Raw genomic sequence first — 24792 nt, 5'->3', positions numbered from 1 at the left:
TATTAAATAAAAACAAACCGCCATTTGGCGGTTTTAATTGTTTTTTAAGCAGTTAGACGCGCAGCATCTTGAGCAATAACGAGTTCTTCATTAGTTGGAATAACCATTGCAATTGCTGACCCCTCTTTAGTGATTGTACCACCTTTACCAAAACGGGCTGCTAAATTGCGTTCTTGATCAAGTTCGAAACCTAATAAACTTAATTTATTTAAAGCCATACGACGAACTTCTTCAGAGTTTTCACCAATACCACCAGTAAAGATGATTGCATCTAAACGTCCATCTAATAACATAGCATAACCACCAATATATTTGACTAAACGATGTACAAATACATCTAACGCATTTTTGGCGTTTTCGTCTGTGTCATAATTATCTGTAACGTAACGGCAATCGCTGCTAACACCGGTTAAACCTAATAAACCAGATTTTTTATTTAATAGGTTGTTAATATCAGCAACAGACATTTTTAAGTTGTCATGTAAAAAGAACATAATTGCAGGGTCGATATCACCACTACGGGTTCCCATCACCAAACCTTCAAGTGGCGTTAATCCCATAGAAGTTTCAACACATTTACCATTTTTAACAGCTGAAATAGATGCCCCATTACCTAAGTGACAAGTAATCACATTAGTTTGATCAACAGGTTTATTTAATAATTTAGCTGCTTGTTGGCTAACATAATAGTGACTTGTACCATGTGCACCATAACGACGAATACCATGTTTTTTATATAATTCGTTTGGAATAGCATATAAATAGGCTTCTTTTGGCATAGTGGTATGGAATGCTGTATCAAAAACTGCTACATTTTTGTTTTTTAAGTGAGGAAATGCAGCAAATGCTTCACGAATACCAATTAAATGAGCTGGATTGTGAAGAGGTGCGAATGCCGCTGCTTCTTCAATACCTTTTAGTACTGAATCATCAATAACAACAGATTGAGTATATTTTTCACCACCGTGAACAATTCGGTGCCCAATAGATTTAATACTATCTAATAATTCTGGTTTTTGTGGGAAGATACTATTAACAATAAATTTAATTGCTTCACTATGTGCAGCGCCTGCACCTAAAGATGCTTCGCCTTTAACACCATCGAGTTTCCACTTAATACGAGCATCGGGAAGGTTGAAACATTCAGCTAATCCAGAAAGAAATTCATCACCATTTTCAGGGTTAATAATGGCAAATTTTAAAGATGAACTTCCGCAGTTAAGAACAAGAGCGTTATTACTTGATGACATAGTAATTCCTATATTTTGAATAAAAAGATATATACCAATCAAAATTGGTAACTCAACACATGATTCAACAACCAATGTGATTACACTAAGGTGACTTCTGATATCGCACTTTTTGATATAAAATAGAGAGCCGCCAATTTGAATGGTGACTATTTTAAGACAATAAAATGTGAATGTCGAGGAATCCAAAAGATATGAGTATTATTAAAACCTTTAAGTCAGGTCAGTTATACATGCAGCTTTGCCCTAATGATAAAGAACTCGCTTATTCATTTCCTGAATTAAAAATCATTAATTACATAAAAACCGCGGCTAAATATCTTCCACCTATCATTATTGCGCTATTGGTCTGGCAATATTATATGCCAATACAACTGGCGGTAACCGTCATTACCATACTTTTTGCACTCAGTTTGCCATTACAAGGTATTTTTTGGTTAGGTAAACGCGCTAAGTCACCTTTGCCACTGAACTTAATAGACTGTTATAATCACATCAAATCACAATTGATTGCTAAAAAAATAATCATTGAAGATAAAAAAAACAATGATAAATTAACTTTTGAATCTTTTATGAGATTAATTACGCTTGCCAAATTACATTTGGGTAACTATTTTGGAGAAGATAACAATTCAACTCATGATCAGAGATAAGTATTAGTCATGCCTAATTTATTAACTACTCTTAAGCAACAAATCGACGCACTTGAACAACGGGTTAATTTTTCGGATTTTCCTGAATATCAAGAGTGTTATTTTGATGAGCAGCTATTTAATAACAATAAAGTCATTGCTGATCGCTCTTTTTATCTTGAAAAAATAAAGCAAACTTACACAGCATTAACTCAATGCGTACTTTCGCAAAAATTGACTCAAATGACATTTTTATCTGAATCATTAGTTAATCAAATAGAAGCTCTAACACGTGAATTAGCTACTCATCAATTACGTCAAAAACAGCCAGAAACTTGCATTGAAGAAACGCTATCTGAAAAGCATGCACGCCATTTAGATTATTTACGTCGATTACAAGAGATGAAATACGAACTTGAGCTTAGCACAGATTCGCTTGATTACAAGAAAATTGCAACTATTGATAACCGTATTTATCGTTGCGAACAAGCAATCCAAAAGATTGAGTTAGAGATGGAAAGTGATGTTTAATCAAATAAGCGTATTTGAGTTAGCGATGTAAGCTTAATATAGAGAAATATGGCGCCAAATTTTAAAAACTTTAGTATAGATGTGGTTGGAAAAAAAACTAAAAATCGCTTTAATCAAACACGTGATAAAAATAATATTATGGCGGGATATAGCGCTGTAAAAAAGCTTATTAGAATCAGTTTTTATACTGTTATCATTCTGAATTTTTTACTATTTTATTTTAAATCGATTAATGTCACCCTTCTTTCCAATATTTTCGACAGCAAAGTTTACATATGTTGGTCGTTAATTAACGTTATAATTAGCATAATCCTTTATAAACTAACTAAGCCCAATCTAATTGGTTTTTTAGATCCAATTTCACGCTCTAAAAGAGTTAAATATTTTGTAGGATACTTTTTTGAGTATTTTTGCGCTCTAATGGTTACGATGTATGTTGTTCCTCATAATTTAGTTTATATTGTTCCTAGCGAAATACAGACTTATACAACAGTATATAAAATGACTTCACCAGGCCCTTCGCGTGGAAAACATGGCCATTATAAAAATGGTATCAAGATCTATGAAAAATATACCGGCGATAGATTTTTTTTACCTTTTGATAAGTCCGACAATAATCAGTATCCACCCAAATTATCAGTCCAAATAAAAAATAATATATTTGGTTCTTATTTAGTGAGTTACCGTTTTTATAATAAGTGAAAACAGTTATGCATTTAAAAAGGGGTAAGATTTAACATAACAAAAGCAAATTAACGTAATAAAGCTACCATCGTTTTATTATTTTAATGATAAAAATTAAAAATCAATCATTTATAAATAGAAAATATTACAACATTGAATATATCTAAAATATCAATCAAATGTGGCTGATAAATGTTAGGACAATGCACACGATAAAACATTAATCATCAATCATGCATCTGTTAATAATACTTATTAATGCCATATCATTAGACAATTTTGATCAATTTAACCTATATCAATGTAACCACTAAATTTGTTATGCATTATGATCTTAGTAGCAATATACTCTTATTGAAATCAATGGATATTTTCAAAAATTCAACAACAAGTCGATGCCATATAGCCAAAATGCATATTGTTATAATTATTAATTAGTATCTTCTTTTTACGTTATATTTATAATAATCACTATAGTTAATAATTGATAATGTAATGCTATTTCCTTTAAAGCGACAAATAAGGATTTTAATATGAGTAAAATATTTGATGATAATTCACAAACCATTGGTTATACCCCATTGGTACGATTAAAACACTTTGGTAAGGGCAATATTTTAGCTAAAGTTGAATCACGTAATCCAAGCTTTAGCGTTAAATGTCGTATCGCTTCTAATATGATTTGGGATGCAGAAAAGCGTGGTTTACTCACCTCTGATGTCGAGCTAATTGAGCCAACAAGTGGTAATACGGGTATAGCACTTGCAGCCGTTGCAGCGGCGCGTGGTTATAAACTGACTTTAACCATGCCTGAAAGCATGAGTATCGAGCGACGTAAGTTATTAAAAGCGTTAGGTGCAAACTTAGTGTTAACCGAAGCGGCTAAAGGTATGAAAGGTGCTATAGAAAAAGCGGAAGAGATTGTAGCAAGCAATCCACAAAAAAATATTATGTTGCAACAATTTAGTAATCCTGCTAATCCAGAAATACATGAAAAAACAACTGGACCCGAAATCTGGTTAGATACAGACGGCCAAGTTGATATTTTTATTGCAGGTGTTGGTACAGGGGGAACATTTACTGGGGTTACGCGTTATATAAAAAAAACGCAAGGTAAAAAAATAACTGCCGTTGCGGTTGAACCAACTAACTCACCGGTTATCACACAAGCATTAGCGGGCGAACTTATCAAACCTGGTCCACATAAAATTCAAGGTATAGGTGCAGGTTTTATTCCGGCAAATTTGGATCTCAATTTAATCGATCTTGTCGAAAAAGTATCTAACGAAGAAGCAATTGACACAGCGCGTATTTTAATGGAAAAAGAGGGAATTTTAGCAGGAATATCATCGGGCGCAGCAGTTTTTGCCGCTGATAAGTTAGCTAATTTACCTGAAAATGCCAATAAAACCATTGTCGTTATTTTACCATCTTCCGGTGAACGTTACTTAAGTACGGATCTCTTTAGTGGCATATTTACTGAAAAAGAATTAGGCTGATTTAAAAGAAAACCACCACACAAGGTGGTGGTTTACATACTGAATAATCAACGAATCATTTACCAAACGTGCAATCCATCTAGACTTATATGTTCCACTTTATACATCTTGAATAATTCCAAAATGACGGTAAGCATGAGGCGTTGCAATTCGACCGCGAGGTGTACGCTGAATATAACCTTGTTGGATCAAAAACGGTTCGAGTACATCTTCAATGGTTTCGCGCTCTTCGCCTATTGCCGCAGCAATGTTATCCAAACCAACAGGACCGCCCATAAACTTTTCAATGATCGCCAATAATAACTTGCGATCCATAAAATCAAAACCTTCATTATCTACATCAAGCATATCGAGCGCTTGAGTTGCTATTGTTTCATCAACAATGCCTTTCGATTTTACATCCGCATAGTCTCTTACTCGTCGCAATAAACGATTGGCAATTCGAGGCGTACCACGAGAACGCTTAGCAATTAAATGCGCACCTTCTTGAGATAAATCCATACCTAAAAATTTGGCACTACGACTAACAATATATTCCAAATCTTCAACCCGATAAAACTCTAGGCGCTGCACAATGCCAAAGCGGTCACGTAGTGGTGAAGTTAATGAACCGGCGCGAGTGGTTGCCCCAATCAAAGTAAACGGAGGTAAATCGATTTTAATTGAACGTGCGGCAGGCCCTTCTCCAATCATAATATCTAATTGATAATCTTCCATTGCTGGATACAAAATTTCTTCAACCATAGGTGAAAGTCGATGAATTTCGTCAATGAAGAGCACATCGTTGGGTTCTAAATTAGTTAACATAGCTGCCAGATCACCCGCTTTTTCTAATACCGGGCCCGAAGTTGTACGCAAATTAACGTTCATTTCATTAGCAACAATATTGGCTAAAGTCGTTTTTCCAAGACCAGGCGGACCAAAGATAAGTAAATGATCTAATGCATCATGCCGCTGCTTAGCAGCTTGAATAAAAATTTTCATCTGCTCACGAACATGCGGTTGACCAATATATTCATCCAAAAATTTAGGACGAATTGCTCGATCTAATGATTCTTCTTCTTTTTGAGCCTGAGGAGCTATCAAACGATCCGCTTCAATCATATCCTTGACCTATTTTATAATGCTGATTTTAATGCTTCACGAATAAGCGTTTCACTATCCATTTCTGGCTTAATGACTTTACTAATAATGCGACTAGCTTCTTGTGGTTTATAACCCAGTGCAATGAGTGCAGAAACCGCTTCGCTTTCAATTTGATTAGACGTTTTTTTAAGGTCGCTTGATGAAATTATACTACTAGTTGCGGACAAATCTTCGCCAAATCGTTTCAGGCGATCTTTCATTTCAACAATCAAACGCTCAGCGGTTTTCGTCCCCACACCTGGTAATTTAACAAGTGTTTTGATTTCACCTTGTTCAACAGCACTAATAAATTGTTGGGCTGACATACCCGATAAGATCGCCAATGCCAATTTAGGTCCTACCCCATTCACTTTAATCAGTTCTCGAAATAGCTCTCGTTCTTGCTCATGATTAAAGCCATACAATACTTGTGCATCTTCACGAACGGCAAAATGTGTTAATACAATCACTTCTTTACCATTGTCCGGTAACTCATAAAAACAAGTCATTGGCATAAATACTTCATAGCCAACACCGCCGACCTCGATTAACACTTTGGGTGGTTGCTTTTCTATAATGAGTCCTCGTAAACGCCCTATCACATTTAATCCTTAATAAAGAGTATTATTTAACTTAATTTTAACTATCAATAACCGAGGTTTTAAACATCGCTTAAATAAAATAATAGAAATTATTTGATAGTCAGTATTAACAACATTTATAAAATAACTAGTTTGTAGTTTACCTGATAGATAATAATTAATAAAGAAAAACTGTATAAATAGACAGGCAAAATCATATACTAATTTTGGTCATTACTTATTATTGAAAGTAAGGCCTAATAATCATTTATATACATGACACGGGTAAATAGTGCTAAATCTATTTATAGTAATGGTTATAAATTATAATCAGTAACATCAGTTTTCTAGGAATAACTTGAATGATTAAGGAGTATTATGCGTGATTAGTCAAATTAAACATTTGTGTCCGAATAAGAATAATAAAGATAACTATTAGGGCTTTATAAAAGCACTAGACGAAAAAAACGATTACTATTTTGCTAAAAAAGATATCAATAACCTACCCATCGAAGAACTAAAAATTGGCAAAAAAGTTAATCTTACTGCAAATGAAAAAGACTCAGGCAAAAGATATGCAACCGATATCAAACTTATCGATGAGCGAAAAATAAAAGAGAATATTGATGTATCGGATGCCAATTTCTTTCCTGATAAAATGGATGCTAAGACTTATCAAGCATTATTAATACACTCGGTACAACAAATCGAAAACATCACCGATCCAATCGCTTTTGAAGATTCTGTTTTTAACTTATTAAAAATAATTCGATTGAATAAAATTTTTCAATTTGATAGAGATAACCAAGCCGGAAAAGCAGATGGCTTTTTTATTATTGAAAATTTAGCGGTAATGTATGATTGCACTCTCAAATCAGATTATGAAGCATTTAAAGAAGAACAAATAGAAAATTATATTAATCAACTTAATCATAAAGCACATTTAACGTTCAATACAAAAAAATGGATGGACCAACGACGCCAAAAAAAATTCCGCTGACAGGCAAAAGCAAACAAGTTTGGATTATCACTAAAGGTGAAAGCAAAAAAATCAGCAATTATGATAATGTTAAAGTCAAAGAAATATCAATTCATGATTTGTGCAAAATATTCCAAAAAAGATTACATAATATTACCTATGATAATGAAAAATTAATGAATGATTTTATTTTTATTGCTAAATAATTTCTATAAATAAATGGGAAGACTAGAAAACTAGCCTTCCCACTAAATTAGATAAAGTTAATTTTTATACCGACAATAATCAATATTCAACGGCAATCATTAAAATGGCATTTTAAAGCCTGGTGGTAATTGCATGCCACCGGTAACTTGTGCCATTCGCTCTTTTTGCGCCTCGTCTAAACGACGAGTAGCATCGTTATAAGCGGCAGCAATAAGATCTTCTAACATCTCTTTATCATCTTCTGTTAACATTGATGGGTCGATTTCAACGCGTTTGCAGCTATGTGCTCCATTGACTGTGATTTTAACCATTCCAGCACCTGATTCACCGGTCACTTCCAATTTAGCGATCTCTTCCTGAGCTTGCTGCATTTTTGCTTGCATTTGTTGGGCTTGTTTCATCAAATTACCCAAACCACCTTTTCCACCTGAAAACATATTTATTCCTCTTTTAAAACATTTAGCTGTCAATTATACAGGACGAATACTCGCTTCATCAATCTTCGCTTCAAAATATTGGCAAATCATCTCAATTTTAGTATCTCGTTTGATGATCTGCTTAGCCTGTTCTAACTTTTGTTGATATAAATCTTCGCGCATTTCTAAAGGCGTTTTATTTTCTTGATTATCATCAATCATTACCTTGAGTTTTACTAATTGTTGTCGATGGTTAGATAATGCTTTTTCTAATTTGTTAGTATTAACAGATGAATTGATCAGATGTTTAACTGACGAGCGCATATGTAAGACAACATTATTTTCATCAACTTGTTCTAAAAATGAATTTATTGCTATTTGTTTAATTAACGGAGCCAATTCTAGTTGTTCGATCTCTGCACACCATTTATCTTTTTGAGCCATTTCACCAATAAGTTTTTGAGTCATTTCTGGTGTTTTATCACCATTTAATGATTCTCGAAAAGCCTTTGTATCGATAACCATATCATCTTTAGTTTCAACCAGACCATAGGATTGCCATTGATAATTTTCAGCAGTAATCTCTTCTTCGTCATTATCATTAATTGTATGGCTATCTAGTTCAGTATTTTTCTCTTTCTCGTTAGTTAATGGCAAAATGTTTTTTATACGCGCTAATGAGGAGTGCTCCTCGCCATTTTGTGACTGCTCTTTTCCAGCCACTGATTCAGACTTTTTTGTATTTTGCTCCTCTTTGATTAATTGCATTCTCATTTCTAAAATATTTTTAGTAATCGAGGATGCTTCATCAGGGATAACTAAGTCTGATTGTGCAACATTATCCTTTACATCTTCTGTTATCGTTTGTTCAGCTTCAATCTTTTCTGTTGTCGTTGACCTTATTGGTTCCAACTTTGGTTGTTCTTTAGCATTAGACGAATTAACTGAAGTATTTTGTAAGTTTGACTTCGGTTCAATACGTTGCTGATTTTGCTGACTTGATACCATTGGCGGGACTTGTGGTTTGCTATCCGCCATTTTTGGTGATTGCTCAGCGACTTTAGCTTGCTGTTTAGGCGGTTTAACTGCCTCATTTGTTTTAGGGATAAAGGCTAACGCGCGTAGAAAGCTCATTTCAACACCAACTTTTTTATCAGGTGCATAAGCAAGTTCTTTTCTACCCATCAACAAAATTTGATAAAACAACTGGATATCATTTGGCGCCATATATTGTGCTAAAAAGCGTATGCGATCTTCATTGTCACTGTAATCCCCCAGTGCAGTAGGAACGACTTGAAGTAATGCTATTTGATGTAAAAGTGCAATGCTATCAACAAGTAGATTATCCCAATCAACACCTTGCGTCGCAGCAACATTAATTTGCTGCATTAAAGCATTACCATCCCCGTGATAAAGCGACTCTACTAGTGAAAATGGTATTGATTTATCTAACGTGCCTAGCATCATAGCAACTGACTCAGCTTCGACTTTACCATTGCCTAAAGCAATCGCTTGGTCAGTAAGACTTAGCCCATCACGCATACTGCCGTTAGCTGCTTTGGCCAATAACTGTATCGCTTTACTATCACTTTCGATCTGTTCAAGTTGTAAAATGTGTGATAACTGTTCGGCAATTAACGAGGTATCAAGTACATTTAAATGCAAATGCAAACAACGAGATAAAATCGTAATCGGTAATTTTTGTGGATCGGTTGTGGCTAATAAAAATTTTACATGTTCTGGTGGTTCTTCTAATGTTTTTAACAAAGCATTAAAACTACTACGTGAAAGCATATGGACTTCATCAATTAGGTAAACTTTGAATCGTCCTTTAGTTGGCAAATATTGAATATTATCTAAAATTTCACGCGTATCTTCGACTTTTGTCCTTGATGCTGCATCGATCTCAAGCAAATCAACAAAGCGACCTTGTTCAATATCGCGACAATTATCACAAACACCGCAAGGCGTTGCAGTTATACCTGTTTCGCAATTTAAACCTTTAGCGAGTAAACGTGCGATAGACGTTTTCCCAACGCCGCGAGTACCCGAAAACAAATAAGCATGGTGTACGCGCCCAAGTGAAAGCGCATTCGACAAAATTTTTAAAACATGCTGCTGTCCAACCACTTCAGAAAATGATTTTGGTCGCCACTTACGTGCCAGAACTTGATAACTCATAATCACCATTACTAATTGCTAATGAAATTGCCAATTATCATATCATAATGTGTCAAATTAGTCTTTACTATGCCGATAACCGATTTAATATTCGACAATGTTTTATACTAAAACGCATACCTTTCCTTAAACTTCATGTCAGGAATTTTTGGATGTAAAGTTTATTTAACAACCTATACGGCTGTGAGCATATAGTTACAGGTGCTCTTGGTGCTGGTAAATTTTTAAGCAACCTTTACGGCTGTGAGCTCGCCGATAATGAATTTAATTGAATTAACTATTTTTTAAGCAACCTTTACGGCTGTGAGCTAAACGAACAAGAGGCTTATATTTATTTGGGCTTTTTTAAGCAACCTTTACGGCTGTGAGCTAGAACGTGAGATACTATAATCGTTGTTAATGTAAAGGTAAATGGTATTTTTGGGGGTTTAAACCCTTTTTTTTGATGATTTTTTAATGTTTTGATTTTATTTAATTTTAAATTAACTCGAAAAAAAGGGGTAGCAATTGGGTTACTTGAATTCAAGTTTTTTTGTAAAATGAAACGATATAGACTCCTCAATAATTTTTACAAAAATATTTTAAACAATTAAATATTGATTGTTTTTTATGTTTAAACGCATAGGATTCATTAAACTTTTTGGCAGTCATTATTTTCATTTATTAATCAAATTTATTTCTTAAATTTCTTAATAGAATTTTTGGATTTTAGATTGGTTAAGATTTTGGACATTGGTCGTTTTGTGATGTTTTCTTTGCGGGGAAAAACGCCCGAGTAAAGAGGGGTTTATGTGCCTTCCCCAAATTACTCGTATCGTTCATTTTTGCTTGCCGATGCTATCGGCTCGGATTGCCCCTGCCGCTGCAACTGTCCTGTTGTTGCTTAACCTTTATTACGCCTTATTAAACGCCTGCGACTTAAGGATCAAAAACTAAGGATAGGCGCAAACCCCGTTGTAGTTGTAGCCGGGGAGGTAGGTGAAAACGAGGCCGTCGTCCGTGGTGACAAGGAACGGGCGCGAACCGTCGCCGTCACTTGTCCAGACGACGCTGTCAGCGAAGTCGGCAGCGGTATAACGGTTCATGATGCCCCATTCGGTAAACAAACCCGCACCAATATTACGCTGGTAATTCTCTTGAGTTGATGCCGGCGTGGCGCCATCTATGCCATTAACGCATGGAAAGTCGCTATTATTGACGCCACACTTTGCGTTAGTTAAGTCTTTGACCTGTGGCAGGCGGTAACCGCCGCCTAAATTGCTACACCAGGATGAGGTGTTAACATAAGTATCAAATTTATCTCCGCGGTTGACGAACCACTGCTTTAACTCAAAACCATAACTTACTACTTCGCTATTACTACTATCTTTACCGACTAACACAAAAGTCTGTGGCAAGCTGGGAGTAGCAAGACTACCCGGTGTGGCTGAACTCCGTTGGGATGCTGTTGCCACCGGACCCGTGAGGGTGACGCGAATGTTATTAGCATTATCGGGCGATGGCGTCATGGTGGCGGTAATACCGCCTTGGCTGACTGTTGGCCATGTCAATGCTGAACCTTTAACACCAGCTATGTCTAAATCAAAATACAGATTATTAGCACCAGTAGTCGGGAAGTTACGACTGTAACTTGATGGCTCAGTGGACTGCACCAGGAAGCCTTTACCTGGAGTCCAGATATCAGCGGGACCGGCACTGTCGCCGCCACCCCAAGACAGCGTCGGTTGGGCATAACAGATTTTTGGTGCGGCTTTAGGATTGATATAATAGGTGGCAGTACCACTGCTGAAATTACGACTATTTGGTAGCCCATACTGGGTGGTTAAACTACCAGCAGTAGTGGTTAATTCCACTTTATAAGGCGCATCACAGATATCTAAAGTAGCACTACGACTCACAGCATGATTGGCTTTATCGGTAATACGCACGCTTAAATTACCGGTAGCGGTAATACCATTAGTACCCTGACCATCACCATCTTCATCACCCCAATAATTATAGGGTGCACCAATTAAAGCACTTAAGGCAATGGAATTGGTATTGGTAGGTATTGACATAACAATATCAGCGAAACTCTGATTGGTTACCGGCAGCTGTATTGGGTTGACTGCGGTTGAAGTATTGGTTGCTGGTGTAATGTGAGTACCGTCGGATAGGGTAATCCATAACAAACCATCTGCAGTGGTAACCTTAGTTACCCCATTATCAAAGGTTAAATAAGGTGGATTACCATGAATATATTCAGTTGTACTTGCCGATAATGCTTGAGTATTAGAGCAATAAAACAACAATAACATCGGCATCCAAGCTAAACCAAGTTTAGATAACCTACCTGATGCTTGAGTTTGAGTATAAACCCCTAGTGAAGTTAAGATTAACCTTAAATTTATATCTTTAATTAAGCTTAAGGATAACGCTGAGCTCAAAGCGTATCTTTTGTTTACACTTATTGCTAAAAAACGATGATTATTTACGCTATTTCGATGAAATAAGTTAAAAGTAGAAGTAAGAATTGAATTAAATTTCAGCCTAAAGAGAGATTGATGAGTTTTTAAAACATTGTTTTGCCAGCGCTGGTGTCTGGTGTCTGGTGTCTATAATTATACTGCATGGCGTTCCATCCGTCAACTAATCTTTTATTTTATTTAGGTTTTTTTATGCTAAACGGCTATAAATTAAGCCTAAATCGTTTTAATTATAAGGGGATAATAAAAAAAAGCCACTCATTCAGCCGAATTATTTGTAAGGAAATGTAAAATAGTAAGATATATTTGAAATATATCGTATTATTTTTTATTCGAAAATATATCACCCCTTTTATTTCTTAAATTTCTTAATAGAATTTTTGGATTTTAGATTGGTTAAGATTTTGGACATTGGTCGTTTTGTGATGTTTTCTTTTCGGTGAAAACGACCGAGAAAAAAGGAGGTTTATGAACCTCCCCAAATTACTCGTATCGCCCATTTTTGCTTGCTTCTTCGAGGCTATTATCGCTATGTACTAATCTTCAAATTTGTTCCATAAAAAATTTGTCCCCACAACCGCTTGAATACTGGTCACAGCTTTACTGCTTTCGTTTCACATTAACAAACCAGCGAGAATCGTAGCTCGTGTATGCCCTCGCCTTATTCAGTATTCTGAATGTTCTAGGCCAATTCCCTCACTCGGCAAAATTTATATTGGAAATGAACATCTCGATTGGAATTAAGTAATCGCCCAAGAAAAAGGCTCAAGTATAAAACAACCTATGAAGCCTTTTTTAAACTGAATTCATACTTAGTAGTTGAATTCAAGCAAAGTTTTTATGCTAAAACGTACATATTTCCTTAAGCTTTTTGTCAAAATTTAATTTGTTAAATGATCTATTTGTCAGCAGTTGTGAAATAGTTTAGGTTAATTGATATGTTGAATTATCACGCTGCCAAGCCATTTGGCTCGGCAGAGTATCCGCCTAAATCAACTTTTTATTCAAGTTTTTGGCGTTTAGTTTTGATTTAAATAAGCCCAAGCATATTGTGCATAAAATTCTGCACCTAAGGTCATACCATCTTCGTCAACATTAAAGCAACCATGATGATGTGGCCATTGCGTGTCTTTTTCAGAATTACCGGAACCCACTAAGGCAAAAGCGCCTGGAATGTTTTCTGTATAGTAACTAAAATCTTCACCACCAGTTGTCGGCGGTTCAAAATAAAGGGTTTGTTCACCAAACGATTCGACAATAACTTTTTGTGCTAATAAGGCACTCTCTTTATCATTAATCACGGGAAGTGTACCATAAATATATTCAACTTCGGCCGTAGCTCGGTACATAGCAGCAACTTGGTTAGCATATCGACGAATTGCTGCTTCAATTTTGTCACGTACAGCAACATTAAAACAGCGTACAGTGCCCTCTAATACCGCATTTTCGGCAATCACATTAAAACGAGTACCAACATCCATTTTGCCAATGGTGACTACAGCTGGATCAAGGGGAGATACCTCACGCGAGACAATAGATTGTATATTCATTACAAATGAAGATGCGACCATAACGGCATCAACAGTGTCATGTGGCATAGATCCATGTCCACCTTTACCTTTAAAACGAACAGTTAATAAATCTGCCGAAGCAAAACTAGAACCGACCACACAAGATACTTTCCCTACAGGTGTTTGTGACCAAATATGCATGCCAAAAGCGCTATCGACATCTTCAAGCACACCCTGTTTAATCATGCTTTTTGCACCTTGGGCGATTTCTTCCGCCGGTTGAAACACTAATCTCACATTACCTTTTAGCTGATCGCGAATAGCATAAAGTGCTTTAGCCGCAGTCAGTAGCATAGAAGCATGGGTATCATGACCACAAGCATGCATTTTGCCATCAATTGTTGATTTATAATCGATGTTGGTACTTAATTCTTGCACCGGTAATGCATCGATATCTGCTCTCAGTAAGATTCTTTTACCGGGTTTACCACCTTGGATATCAGCAATAATGCCTGTTGGTTTTGTCCGGCGGTAAGGAATACCGATTTTATCAAGTTGTTCGGCTATTTTGTCGGTGGTTCTAAACTCTTCCCATGGTAATTCAGGATGTCGATGTAGGTCTCGACGAAAAGCAATCATTTCATCAATATTTTGTTGAACGAGTTTTTTGATATCTGGATTTATCATGATACTACCTTTAATATTTCAATGTATTCTATTTTTTAGGATTAGATATGCAATCATCTAATCCTTATTTATGTCATTACTTTTTTTAATTGTGTCGGTTACTTTAGCCAATCAACACCATTTTATCTGTCACTAGTGCGTAACCGCTGATGGTGCAACAATCATGTTGACCATGATACCTGCAAGCACCACAGATACGATTGTGACTGAAATAAATCCACCAATCAGCATCGGGGGTAGCATATGGCTAGTCAGCACCTCTTTTTCTTTCTGATCTTTAGTTAAATTGTTGATCACTTCATTGGTAATAATATAATCAGCAGGAAAACCATATAAGGCGGTCAGTGCGATAGAAAACGCCATCTCTTTACTGACTTTTAAAACTTTACCCACAATCACCGAAAAGATAAACATGCCAACCACCGCAGATAAAATAAAGATGATAAGTGGTGTAATTAATCGAACTAGCATTTCAGGCGTTGCTTTACTTAAGGTATCAAAAATAAAGAGCATTAATCCCATCACCGCTAAACCAAATCCACCTGCTTTTTTGAGTGGATGACGTTCTAAGAAGCCACACGATGCCGCAATAACACCAAATAGTAAACATAAGACAAATGGGCTAACACTGACAATTGGCTTTAAAATTTCAGAGACAGAGTAAGCTAAAAGCCCAATAATTGCGATACGTAAAAAAATGAAATAAGATGAATTATAGCTGGAAGGAATTTTAGCAAACATGCGTGGCATCGGATTTTCATCATCTGCGACCACTGATTGTTTGTCAATCGATGACTTTGGATCGTTATTGGCATTCCAAGTACCTGCATGATACTGGCTTAGCACTCGTCGCCCTTCTCGTTTAAGCATGATTGAGGTAAGCGGATAACCAATAAAGCCTTGCATCACATAGATAATAATGGCAAATACAGCGAGATCAGGTAATCCAGCATCGGTTGCACCTTTCGCCATAATAATGGCCGATACAATGCCGCCAACTAGAGGCGGAATCGCCACAACAACGGTATTAAAGTCAAAGAATAGATAGCCCACTATTATTGCAATAATAATGATCCCCACAATTCCTGCCAGCGAAATTAAAATAGTTTTCCACTGTAGTAATAGTTCCTTAACCGATAATAGTGTGCCCATATTAACGATCAGTAAATACATAAACATTACAGCAACGACAGTTGGGATACCCGCACGAGCGACGATATCTTTTGGGAAAAACGTCCAATAACCAAGTAAGAAAAGTACAGCACAAATAAATACAGAGGGGATCCAAGCTTTGGTTCGGGTTGAAACAATATCGCCAAGGTATAAAATAATTAACAATAATACGAGCGCTAACATTTGTGGCATGTCATTCATCGGTGACATAAAAAGCTCCATTTTTTATCTTTTTTTAATAAATTTGTTTTCTTAAGAGACGCTATTATAGTTAATTATTTATGATGTTATATATTTTTTATCATGAAATCGTTAATTTCATCTAAAAATAAATTGCCATATTTCTCTAATTTAATTTTACCTACACCTGTAACGTTAAGTAGTTGTTTTTTGCTTTCTGGCATAGTTTGCACCATTTCTAATAAGGTCGCATCGCTAAATATGACATATGGTGCAATATCTTCAACATCTGCAATATCTTTACGTAATCGTTTTAGATTATTAAATAAAATACGCTCTTCATAAGACAAAATGGTAGTTAAGTTAATTGCTCTAGCATATCGATTTAAGCGACTCTTCTTCACAATCTCTAGTCGAGGTTTAGCTAATGATAAGCTAATCTCACCTCTTAAAATTTTTCGTGCCTCTTGAGTCAGTTGTAACGTTGTAAAAGTTGAAATATTTTGACTTAAGTAACCTAAATAAATTAATTGTCTAATGACACTTAACCAATAATCTGTTGAATGCTGTTTCCCAATTCCATAAACAGACAATTTGTCATGTCCGTTTTCTTTTATTTGCGAGCGAGCTGATCCTCGTAATACATCAGAAATATATTGCGCGCCATAACGTTGCTCAACTCGATAAACACACGATAAAACTTTTTGCGCATCAATTAAACCATCGTACATTTCTGGTGGATACAGACAGATGTCACAGTTATTACAAGGCTCACTGTGATTTTCACCAAAATAATTAAGCAATACGATTCGCCGACAAGTTAAGCTTTGAGCGAATGATTCCATAGCATTAACTTTATGTTGCTCGACCTCTTTATGCTTACCATCCATTTTGTCAGCAATTTGTCGATGATACCAATTTAAATCTTTTCCATTAAAAAGTAATATTGCTTCGGCAGGTACGCCGTCTCGCCCTGCTCGTCCCGTTTCTTGATAATAAGCTTCAATTGTTCTTGGGCAATCTGCATGGATAACAAATCGAATATTCGGTTTATTAATTCCCATACCAAATGCAACTGTTGCAACAATAATTTGTACATTATCTTTTAAAAAAGATTCTTGTGCCTGTAAACGTTCGCTGTTGGTTAAACCAGCATGATAAGCTATAACAGAAAAACCACGTGCAGCAAGCCTTGTCGCCATATCTTCAACTTTAGAACGACTTGAACAATAAATTATGCCACTATTGCCTTTTTGTGTTTCAATAAAAGAGACCACTTGCTCGGTTAAATTAAATTTATCCACTACGGTATAACGGATATTGGGACGATCAAAACTACGCACGACAACTAAAGGATCCACTAGTTTTAATTGATGAATAATATCCGTCTGAGTCATCTTATCCGCTGTTGCAGTCAGTGCAACCAAAGGAATATCAGGAAAACGCGCAGAAAGCTGCCCTAATTGGCGATAATCAGGGCGAAAATCATGGCCCCATTGTGAAATACAGTGTGCTTCATCTATGGCAATTAATGAAGGGGGATGTTTTTCAATCATGGTAGAAAATGATGATACAGCAAGTCTTTCCGGTGAAATATAAAGCAATTTTATCGAGTGTGATAAATATTGTTCAATAACGGCTTGCTGTTCATCTGATGATTGAGTTGCATTTAGATATGCTGCCGAAATACCGTTGGCAATGAGTTGATCAACCTGATCTTTCATTAAAGAAATTAACGGTGAAATGACCAAAGCGGTACTTGGCAATAATACGGCGGGTATTTGGTAACATAACGATTTACCACCACCGGTAGGAATAATTGTTAAGGTATCTCGACCATCGATAATTGATTCAATAATTTCTTTTTGTTGATTTCTGAATGATTTATATCCAAAAATATTATGTAAAACATCCTCTATCTGATCTTTTATCGACATGTTAACCAAAACAAATAGCTCCTTAATTATTCCATGGAGTATAGCTAAATAAGACTAAACAAACCACAGAAAATTTACATTTATTTACAATTCGAGAAAAAAAACTAAAACTGTTTTTTAAATTGTAATAATGATAAAAATAAATCTATTTTACAACCCTTATCTTGATCATAAAAACAACGGATTCGGTTATTCTATAACCGCAATCGTTCAACAGATTAAAAAACAGGCTATTTTTAATTTTTTTACTTGATACAAATCGATTTCACAGCTAATATTTGCGTGTTTCAACATATACGCCCGTAGCTCAGTTGGTTAGAGCATCACCTTGACATGGTGGGGGTCAGTGGTTCGAGTCCACCCGGGCGTACCAATTCAAGTCCTTATCCGAAAAGACTCCGCAAGAATTAATCTTCATCTCAATTCTATTAAAGGGGTTAAATCGGGGTAAAGCTGGGGTAAAACCCATACCATTTTTTAGCAAATCTATTATTATCCACTTTCCACCGCCGCACTTCAAATTTCACCATTGCAAAATTCGTTTATTGTTAATAAAAGACCGTTTGCTTGTAACATGATAACAATTAACAACACAATACCATTTACAAACGTGGGCTATAGCTTATTTTGAATATATACAATTATTCAATTGATTATTATACTTAAAAATCAAGATAATTATTGCATATAGAATAACTTCTAAACACGAGAATAAAAAAAAAGCGATCAAAATCGCAATTGTTACAACAAATTATCTTAACTTACTTTATTGTTGGATGATATTCACTTTTTCACACGTACAAAATACGAGAAAGGCTATGCTCTTAATAACACCATATTGTGCCTGTTATTTCCCATCATCATTTTTTAATTTAATATTTATTATTATTAAATTCAGATCTGATAAGTTAGTTAACTAATGATTGTCTTCGTTGATGTCAAATTTCGATTAATCATAGGAACGGTATGACATATTTTTTATTTTGAACGTTCGATTGGCTAGCCTATCAAGATAAAACAGAGTTAACAGCATAATTCAAGTCATAAAAAAATTTTGATAAATAATAAATTAAAATTTTTTGACTGTATTTTGAATTAACCATGGTTAAATAAATTTTTACTGATATGATCTAAGTAATTAAACACTTTAATAGGAAAATACAATGAAAAAAATTTTATTAATATCATTTATTTCTGCAATGCTATTAGGTTGTGATGCTAATGTTGAAACAACCGTGACAATTTCACAGCTTGATGCTAAACCATCTTTTGTTAAGGGAAACTTAACATTAGAAGTCCCTGCCTGCTCAGATTATAAAGACTCCAGAAGTGAATCATCGTCACTCATTACAGCTAAAAAAGAGATAGCCCAACTATTCAAATCAGTTGAATATAAAGAGTGTTATACTCAAAAAATGAAATCATATGCATCATTTGAAATTCCTATTTTAGTTGGTCAAGACATATCAGACACTGAACTTTTAAAACAAGCAGATATCCTAACGGTTAAACATGATAAAGGAATATATGCTATAACTAACCCCGAGTTCACAAAAAAATTAATTCAATATAAGAAAAAAGCCATGTCAAATATTGATTTTAAAATTTCAATTTCACTTATCAATGACACCGATAAGTCTATCGATAAAATTTCTGTAACAAAAGCTTTTATCAATAATAGCCCATACGATGCGGCAGAGTTCTCTTTAACACCAAATGCTAAGGTAACAATAACACTGAGTGATGTTTCTACCCAAATACTGTTAAACCCGACTACAGATTCAAATAATAAACAAGGCATAACTGAAATCGCTAAATTTCAGTAAAATAATATTGTTAAATGCATATTATATGTCTTTATGATACTTACATAATTAAAAAAGGGCGCTTTAACCCGCCCTTTTTATATAAAAATCATCTTAGAAAAATAATCGAGAGATTGTTTGTTTCATTTAGAAATTAATCTCAGTACCAACAAAATAACGTCGACCTTCTAACGTTTTACCAAAATCATCGTTGCTTACGTCTTTATCAAACAAGTTATAAATACCAGCATATAATTTTGCTTGTTTATGGATTTTATAAGATGCACCAACATCCCAGAAAGTATAGCCCGGATATTCAATTTTATTACCATTGCGGTCTGTGGTACTTTCTACCCCATAATAAGCAATCTTAGTCCATAAATCCCACTTTTGAGTGACATTCCAATCAAGTTGCGTATTGAACTTCTGTTTCGGTGTACGATTTAGTGATCTTCCTTTATTTGGACCTGTTTTTTGTTCAGTCTTAGTCCAAGAATAATTAGTACTTAATAAGAAATCAGTAAATAATGGAGTTTTAAATGAAAGTTCAAGACCTTTAAGGTCTGCTTTATCTACATTTTCTCGTCCTTGAATAAAATCAAATTCTTTATTGAAGTTTTTATATTTACATTTTCTATTTGGAATCTTTCTAGTATCACAAATATAGTAGGACTGAATTTTATCTTTATACTTGGTATAGAAAGCAGTTGCTGAAGCATCAATACCATAATCATTGGTATAAGCTAAACCAATTTCAAAATTATCAGATTTTTCTGGTTTTAAATCTGGGTTACCAACTACTACACTATCCCAATATCCACCACCGGTTACTTGCCCCCAATCAGAAACAACTTCACGTAATTGTGGCGTTGCAAAACCGGTAGAATACCCCCCCTTCAAAGTAAAGTTATCATCAATATTCCATACACTATAAATTCTTGGATTCCAATTATTACCATAATTTTCATCTTTGTTATAACGTAAACCGGCAGTTATATTCCAATTATCAAAAATACTTATCTCATCTTCCGCATATAAAGCATAATTCCAACGATCTATTTTATTTATATTGCTATCAAGTTCATTACCTTTATCATGTAACTCTTGATAATTATATTTAGCACCAACCGTTAACATATTGATATAAAATGGAATTGTTATTCTTGAATCCACATCAGTGTTTCTAATTTTCATCTTTCTTTTTGGATTATTATTTTCTTCATAGGCAATAAACGAAGTTGTTGAAACATCGCCAAACATACCATTATGAGTTAACGCAAAAGTGTTTCTCGCATTATTTCGCTTAAAGTCATCCTTTCTGGTTTTATCTCTAGTTTTACCTCTGGTTGAAGCACTATTTTGTAAAGAACGACCAAAGTCTAAATCAAATTTTTGAGTATCGGTTGCATTCAACGATAATTTTCCATTTATACTACGTAATTTTTGCTCGGAATGACCATTTAAAAACTCATCCTCATGGCGATTAGAGTATTGGCCATAAAGTTGAATACCTAAAATATCATCAATAATAGGACCCATTGTTGAAAAGCTGCCAGTATAAGTATCTTTTTCTTTGGAACGATAAGGGATAACTGACTCTAAACGTAAACCTGAATGCCACTTATCTGATACTTTTTTGGTAATAATATTAATGACCCCGCCCATCGCATCAGAACCATACAGTGAAGACATAGGCCCTCGGACAACTTCAATACGTTCAATTGCGGTTAATGGTGGTAACCAACCTTGCTCAAAACCGGAACCATCACTATTTGGCCGTGTTTCACGAGTGTTAACTTTTTTACCATCAACTAAAATCATCGTGTATTTAGCATCCATACCACGAATACTAATATCAGTTGAATCACCACCACCTGTTATTGTGACACCTGGAATATCTTTTAAAGCGTCAGTGACATCACGGTAAGGTTTATTATCAATTTCTTCGGGCGTAATAACCGAAATTGTCGCCGGCGCTTCTTTAACTTGTTGCGCAAATCCCGAAGCGGTTACAACCATAGTATCAGTATCAGAATTAGTTGCCGCCAAAGCCGAGGTTGATAATGATATTAAAATACCTGAATTGATTGCATGTTTAGCAAGTTTAAGTTTCTTTTTGAAAGCCATGATGTATAACCCTATTATTAATAATGATATTTTTATTTCAAGTGGAATGTGAACACTACAGTATATGAGAACAATTATCAATATCTTTTCGAAAAATTATTTAAGACTAGACAATTTTAATTTATTAAATAATAATAGTTCTCATTTACACATAAACATAATGCGAGAAATTATGATGAAGATAAATAAAAAATGGTTACTAATTAGCCTTATTGCCGCGACATTAGGACTAACCGGTTGCCAATCATCAAATACGATGATAGTAACAGCCGATAATCAAACAGTAACGGTTCCCAAATTACCACATAAAGTTGTCGTGATGAATTATGGTGCCTTAGACACCTTGGATGCATTAGGCAAAGGTTCTATCGTTGTTGGCGCACCACAATCAGTAATTCCAACCTACTTAAATCAGTATAAAAAAACCAATATTAAAGATACAGGTAATATGAAAGAACCTGATTTAGAGGCGATTAAACAAGTTAAACCTGATTTAATTATTATTGATGGTCGTCAAGCTAGTCGTGCGCCTGAGTTAACTAAAATTGCGCCTGTTATTAATCTAAGTGTTGATGCTAAAAACTATATTCAATCAACAAAAGATCATATTAATGTGTTGGCAAGTATTACCGAAACAGAAACTAAAGCTACTAATTTGATTCAATCGCTTGAAAAAAAGGTAAATGATGCACAATCAATTGCTTTAGCAAGCCATAAAAAAGCGATTGTAGCAATTCATAATGATGGAAAAATGATCCTTATAAATACTAGCTCAAGTGCGGCTTTAATACATGATGTACTAAAAGTTAAACGGGCAGTACCCGTCGATGTTAAATCTAGCAATAATAACGACAAACCTAAACCGGTATTTATTGATAATCATTACATAAGCACAGTAAAACCTGATGTTATCTATATCGTTGATCGCAGTAAAGCGATTGGTAAAGAAGGCATGAGTGAAAATTACTTTGACTCAAAAGTATTGAAAAAGGCTAAAACACAGGTGATATATTTAACGCCTGATCTTTGGTACTTATCTGGCGGCGGTGCAGAAAGTTTGGATCGTCAAATTGATGAAGTGGTAAATTCACTAAAATAAATTATTATTAAATTTTTAACTTCCTATTTATGAGCTGTTATTGTCAAATAACGGCTCTTTTTTTAATTAGATAAATCAACCATAATAAATTAAAATACGAGGAATAATTAGCTACTTTTTAGCTATTCTAATTTTAATAACTCAATTCAAAAAACAGTTTACTTAAAATTCAAATTAACCCCATTAAAGCATAAGAAACTTATTTTAACGTAGAATAACCATCTATTAATACATTGATGCTAAAGATGTTTATACGCAATGAGAAATTCTTTATATCAACTAAGATGAAATATGGTAAAATGCACCCGTTTTTTTATTATTAGCTACAAAATTAAACTAATTGACTGATAAAATTCTCAAATATACCTCTAATTAATAAACACACTATAAAAATATGAATATGTCATCCCCTACTATTGGATTTGTGAGCCTTGGTTGTCCTAAAAACCTTGTTGACTCAGAGCGAATTTTAACTGAGTTACGTACTCAAGGTTATCAAGTTGTACCAAGTTATGATAATGCTGATTTAGTTATTGTTAATACCTGTGGTTTTATTGATAGTGCTGTACAAGAATCGCTTGAAGCTATCGGTGAAGCATTAAACGAAAATGGAAAAGTCATTGTCACTGGCTGCCTTGGCGCCAAAGAAGATCAGATTCGTTCTGTTCATCCTAAAGTGCTTGAAATATCAGGTCCACACAGTTACGAATCTGTGCTGACTCATGTAAACAAATACGCGCCTAAACCAGCTTATAATCCCTTTACAAGTTTAGTGCCACAACAAGGTGTTAAATTAACACCAAAGCATTATGCTTATTTAAAAATTTCTGAAGGTTGTAATCATAACTGTACATTTTGTATTATTCCATCACTTCGAGGCGAGATGGTCAGTCGCCCGATTGGTAATGTGCTTGATGAAGCTAAACGCTTAGCCGACAGTGGTGTTAAAGAATTATTAGTGATTGCACAAGATACATCAGCCTATGGTATTGATATTAAAAATCGTACCGATTTCTGGAATGGTATGCCACTAAAAACCGATATCAAAACGCTTTGTGAACAATTAGCGAGTCTCGGTATTTGGGTAAGGTTACACTATATGTATCCCTACCCGAGTGTTGATGAATTGATTCCATTAATGGCTGAAGGTAAAATTCTTCCTTATTTAGATGTACCTTTACAGCATGCCAGCCCATCAGTGCTGAAATCAATGAAACGACCGGGCACCATTGCACGTACTCTTGAACGAATTGAAAAATGGCGAAATATTTGTCCTGAAATCACCCTACGTTCAACCTTTATTGTCGGCTATCCTGGCGAAACCGAACAAGATTTTGAACTATTACTCGACTTTTTATCGCAAGCACAATTAGATCGCGTTGGCTGTTTTACTTACAGTCCTGTTGAAGGTGCAGCAGCGAATGCGCTACCAAATCAAATTCCTGACGAAATCAAACAACAACGTTATGATCGTTTTATGCAACTACAACAAATGATTTCTACCCAAAAATTACAAGATAAAATTGGGAAAACATTATCGGTCATCATAGACGAAGTAGATGAAGAAGGCGCAATTGGCCGTAGCATGGCAGATGCACCAGAAATTGATGGTGTTGTTTACCTAAATGAAGAAAACAGTGTTAAAGTTGGCGATATAGTTCAAGTTAATATTGAACATTCAGACGAATATGATTTATGGGGAACTGTTAAACAGTAATACTAA

18 protein-coding genes and 1 tRNA gene are annotated in these 24792 nt (G+C 35.0%); 9 read left to right on the top strand and 10 right to left on the bottom strand.

Going from position 1 to position 24792, the window contains the following annotated elements:
• Positions 1-44: 44 nt before the first annotated feature.
• The gene (locus tag J3U56_RS10910) at positions 45-1250 is read right to left on the bottom strand and encodes an acetate kinase (RefSeq protein ID WP_267332902.1); all 1206 of its coding nucleotides are present in this window, start codon (positions 1248-1250) and stop codon (positions 45-47) included.
• A gap of 194 nt (positions 1251-1444) precedes the next feature.
• On the opposite strand from J3U56_RS10910, the gene yfbV reads away from it, so the two are divergent.
• From yfbV to cysK, 4 genes are all read left to right on the top strand, one after another.
• The gene (gene yfbV, locus J3U56_RS10905; RefSeq protein WP_267344642.1) at positions 1445-1903 is read left to right on the top strand and encodes a terminus macrodomain insulation protein YfbV; all 459 of its coding nucleotides are present in this window, start codon (positions 1445-1447) and stop codon (positions 1901-1903) included.
• Between the two features lie 9 nt (positions 1904-1912).
• Entirely contained in the window at positions 1913-2413 is a 501-nt protein-coding gene (gene priC, locus J3U56_RS10900; protein WP_267332904.1) for a primosomal replication protein PriC, read from the top strand.
• A 48-nt stretch (positions 2414-2461) separates the two neighbouring features.
• Positions 2462-3115 (top strand): hypothetical protein, encoded by a 654-nt coding sequence (locus tag J3U56_RS10895; RefSeq protein ID WP_267367713.1) that lies wholly within the window; start codon positions 2462-2464, stop codon positions 3113-3115.
• A 515-nt stretch (positions 3116-3630) separates the two neighbouring features.
• Entirely contained in the window at positions 3631-4596 is a 966-nt protein-coding gene (gene cysK, locus J3U56_RS10890; protein WP_267332906.1) for a cysteine synthase A, read from the top strand.
• A gap of 99 nt (positions 4597-4695) precedes the next feature.
• On the opposite strand, the gene ruvB is transcribed toward cysK, so the two are convergent.
• Both ruvB and ruvA read right to left on the bottom strand, forming a co-directional pair.
• Positions 4696-5700, bottom strand: coding sequence for a Holliday junction branch migration DNA helicase RuvB (gene ruvB / locus J3U56_RS10885; protein WP_065799120.1), 1005 nt, complete (start codon positions 5698-5700; stop codon positions 4696-4698).
• Between the two features lie 14 nt (positions 5701-5714).
• Positions 5715-6323: a Holliday junction branch migration protein RuvA gene (gene ruvA, locus J3U56_RS10880; protein WP_267367711.1), complete on the bottom strand. Its 609-nt coding sequence runs from the start codon at positions 6321-6323 to the stop codon at positions 5715-5717.
• Positions 6324-6960: 637 nt separating this feature from the next.
• Here ruvA and J3U56_RS10875 point away from each other — a divergent pair.
• Entirely contained in the window at positions 6961-7302 is a 342-nt protein-coding gene (locus tag J3U56_RS10875; protein WP_267367709.1) for a hypothetical protein, read from the top strand.
• Between the two features lie 284 nt (positions 7303-7586).
• On the opposite strand, the gene J3U56_RS10870 is transcribed toward J3U56_RS10875, so the two are convergent.
• The 6 genes from J3U56_RS10870 to recQ form a co-directional block, all read right to left on the bottom strand.
• Positions 7587-7925 carry a YbaB/EbfC family nucleoid-associated protein gene (locus tag J3U56_RS10870; protein WP_065633450.1) on the bottom strand — a complete coding sequence of 113 codons (339 nt, stop codon included), beginning with the start codon at positions 7923-7925 and terminating at the stop codon, positions 7587-7589.
• 33 nt (positions 7926-7958) lie between these two features.
• Positions 7959-10085, bottom strand: coding sequence for a DNA polymerase III subunit gamma/tau (gene dnaX, locus J3U56_RS10865; RefSeq protein ID WP_267367707.1), 2127 nt, complete (start codon positions 10083-10085; stop codon positions 7959-7961).
• A 932-nt stretch (positions 10086-11017) separates the two neighbouring features.
• Entirely contained in the window at positions 11018-12511 is a 1494-nt protein-coding gene (locus J3U56_RS10860; RefSeq protein WP_267367705.1) for a hypothetical protein, read from the bottom strand.
• Positions 12512-13569: 1058 nt separating this feature from the next.
• Positions 13570-14748: a M20 family metallopeptidase gene (locus J3U56_RS10855; protein WP_267332911.1), complete on the bottom strand. Its 1179-nt coding sequence runs from the start codon at positions 14746-14748 to the stop codon at positions 13570-13572.
• A 132-nt stretch (positions 14749-14880) separates the two neighbouring features.
• Positions 14881-16113: a hypothetical protein gene (locus J3U56_RS10850; protein ID WP_416380354.1), complete on the bottom strand. Its 1233-nt coding sequence runs from the start codon at positions 16111-16113 to the stop codon at positions 14881-14883.
• A gap of 95 nt (positions 16114-16208) precedes the next feature.
• Positions 16209-18038: a DNA helicase RecQ gene (gene recQ, locus J3U56_RS10845; protein WP_267344628.1), complete on the bottom strand. Its 1830-nt coding sequence runs from the start codon at positions 18036-18038 to the stop codon at positions 16209-16211.
• A 296-nt stretch (positions 18039-18334) separates the two neighbouring features.
• Between recQ and J3U56_RS10840 the strand changes: the two genes are divergently transcribed.
• Together J3U56_RS10840 and J3U56_RS10835 are read left to right on the top strand one after the other, a co-directional pair.
• Positions 18335-18411: transfer RNA gene (locus J3U56_RS10840), tRNA-Val, on the top strand.
• Positions 18412-19201: 790 nt separating this feature from the next.
• Positions 19202-19864, top strand: coding sequence for a DUF7424 family protein (locus J3U56_RS10835; protein ID WP_267332914.1), 663 nt, complete (start codon positions 19202-19204; stop codon positions 19862-19864).
• 126 nt (positions 19865-19990) lie between these two features.
• Here the strand turns inward: J3U56_RS10835 and J3U56_RS10830 are convergent, their stop codons facing one another.
• Positions 19991-21970 (bottom strand): TonB-dependent receptor domain-containing protein, encoded by a 1980-nt coding sequence (locus J3U56_RS10830; RefSeq protein ID WP_267367698.1) that lies wholly within the window; start codon positions 21968-21970, stop codon positions 19991-19993.
• 172 nt (positions 21971-22142) lie between these two features.
• Here J3U56_RS10830 and J3U56_RS10825 point away from each other — a divergent pair, with 172 nt between their 5' ends.
• Complete coding sequence (locus J3U56_RS10825; RefSeq protein ID WP_267367696.1) at positions 22143-23069, top strand: siderophore ABC transporter substrate-binding protein; 927 nt, start codon at positions 22143-22145, stop codon at positions 23067-23069.
• A 400-nt stretch (positions 23070-23469) separates the two neighbouring features.
• Positions 23470-24786: a 30S ribosomal protein S12 methylthiotransferase RimO gene (gene rimO / locus J3U56_RS10820; protein WP_267367694.1), complete on the top strand. Its 1317-nt coding sequence runs from the start codon at positions 23470-23472 to the stop codon at positions 24784-24786.
• Positions 24787-24792 lie beyond the last annotated feature (6 nt).

The organism is Gilliamella sp. B2824 (genome assembly GCF_026536245.1).
In the GTDB taxonomy this organism is placed as follows: domain Bacteria; phylum Pseudomonadota; class Gammaproteobacteria; order Enterobacterales; family Orbaceae; genus Gilliamella.
This window is presented reverse-complemented; position numbering and strand designations above follow the sequence as displayed.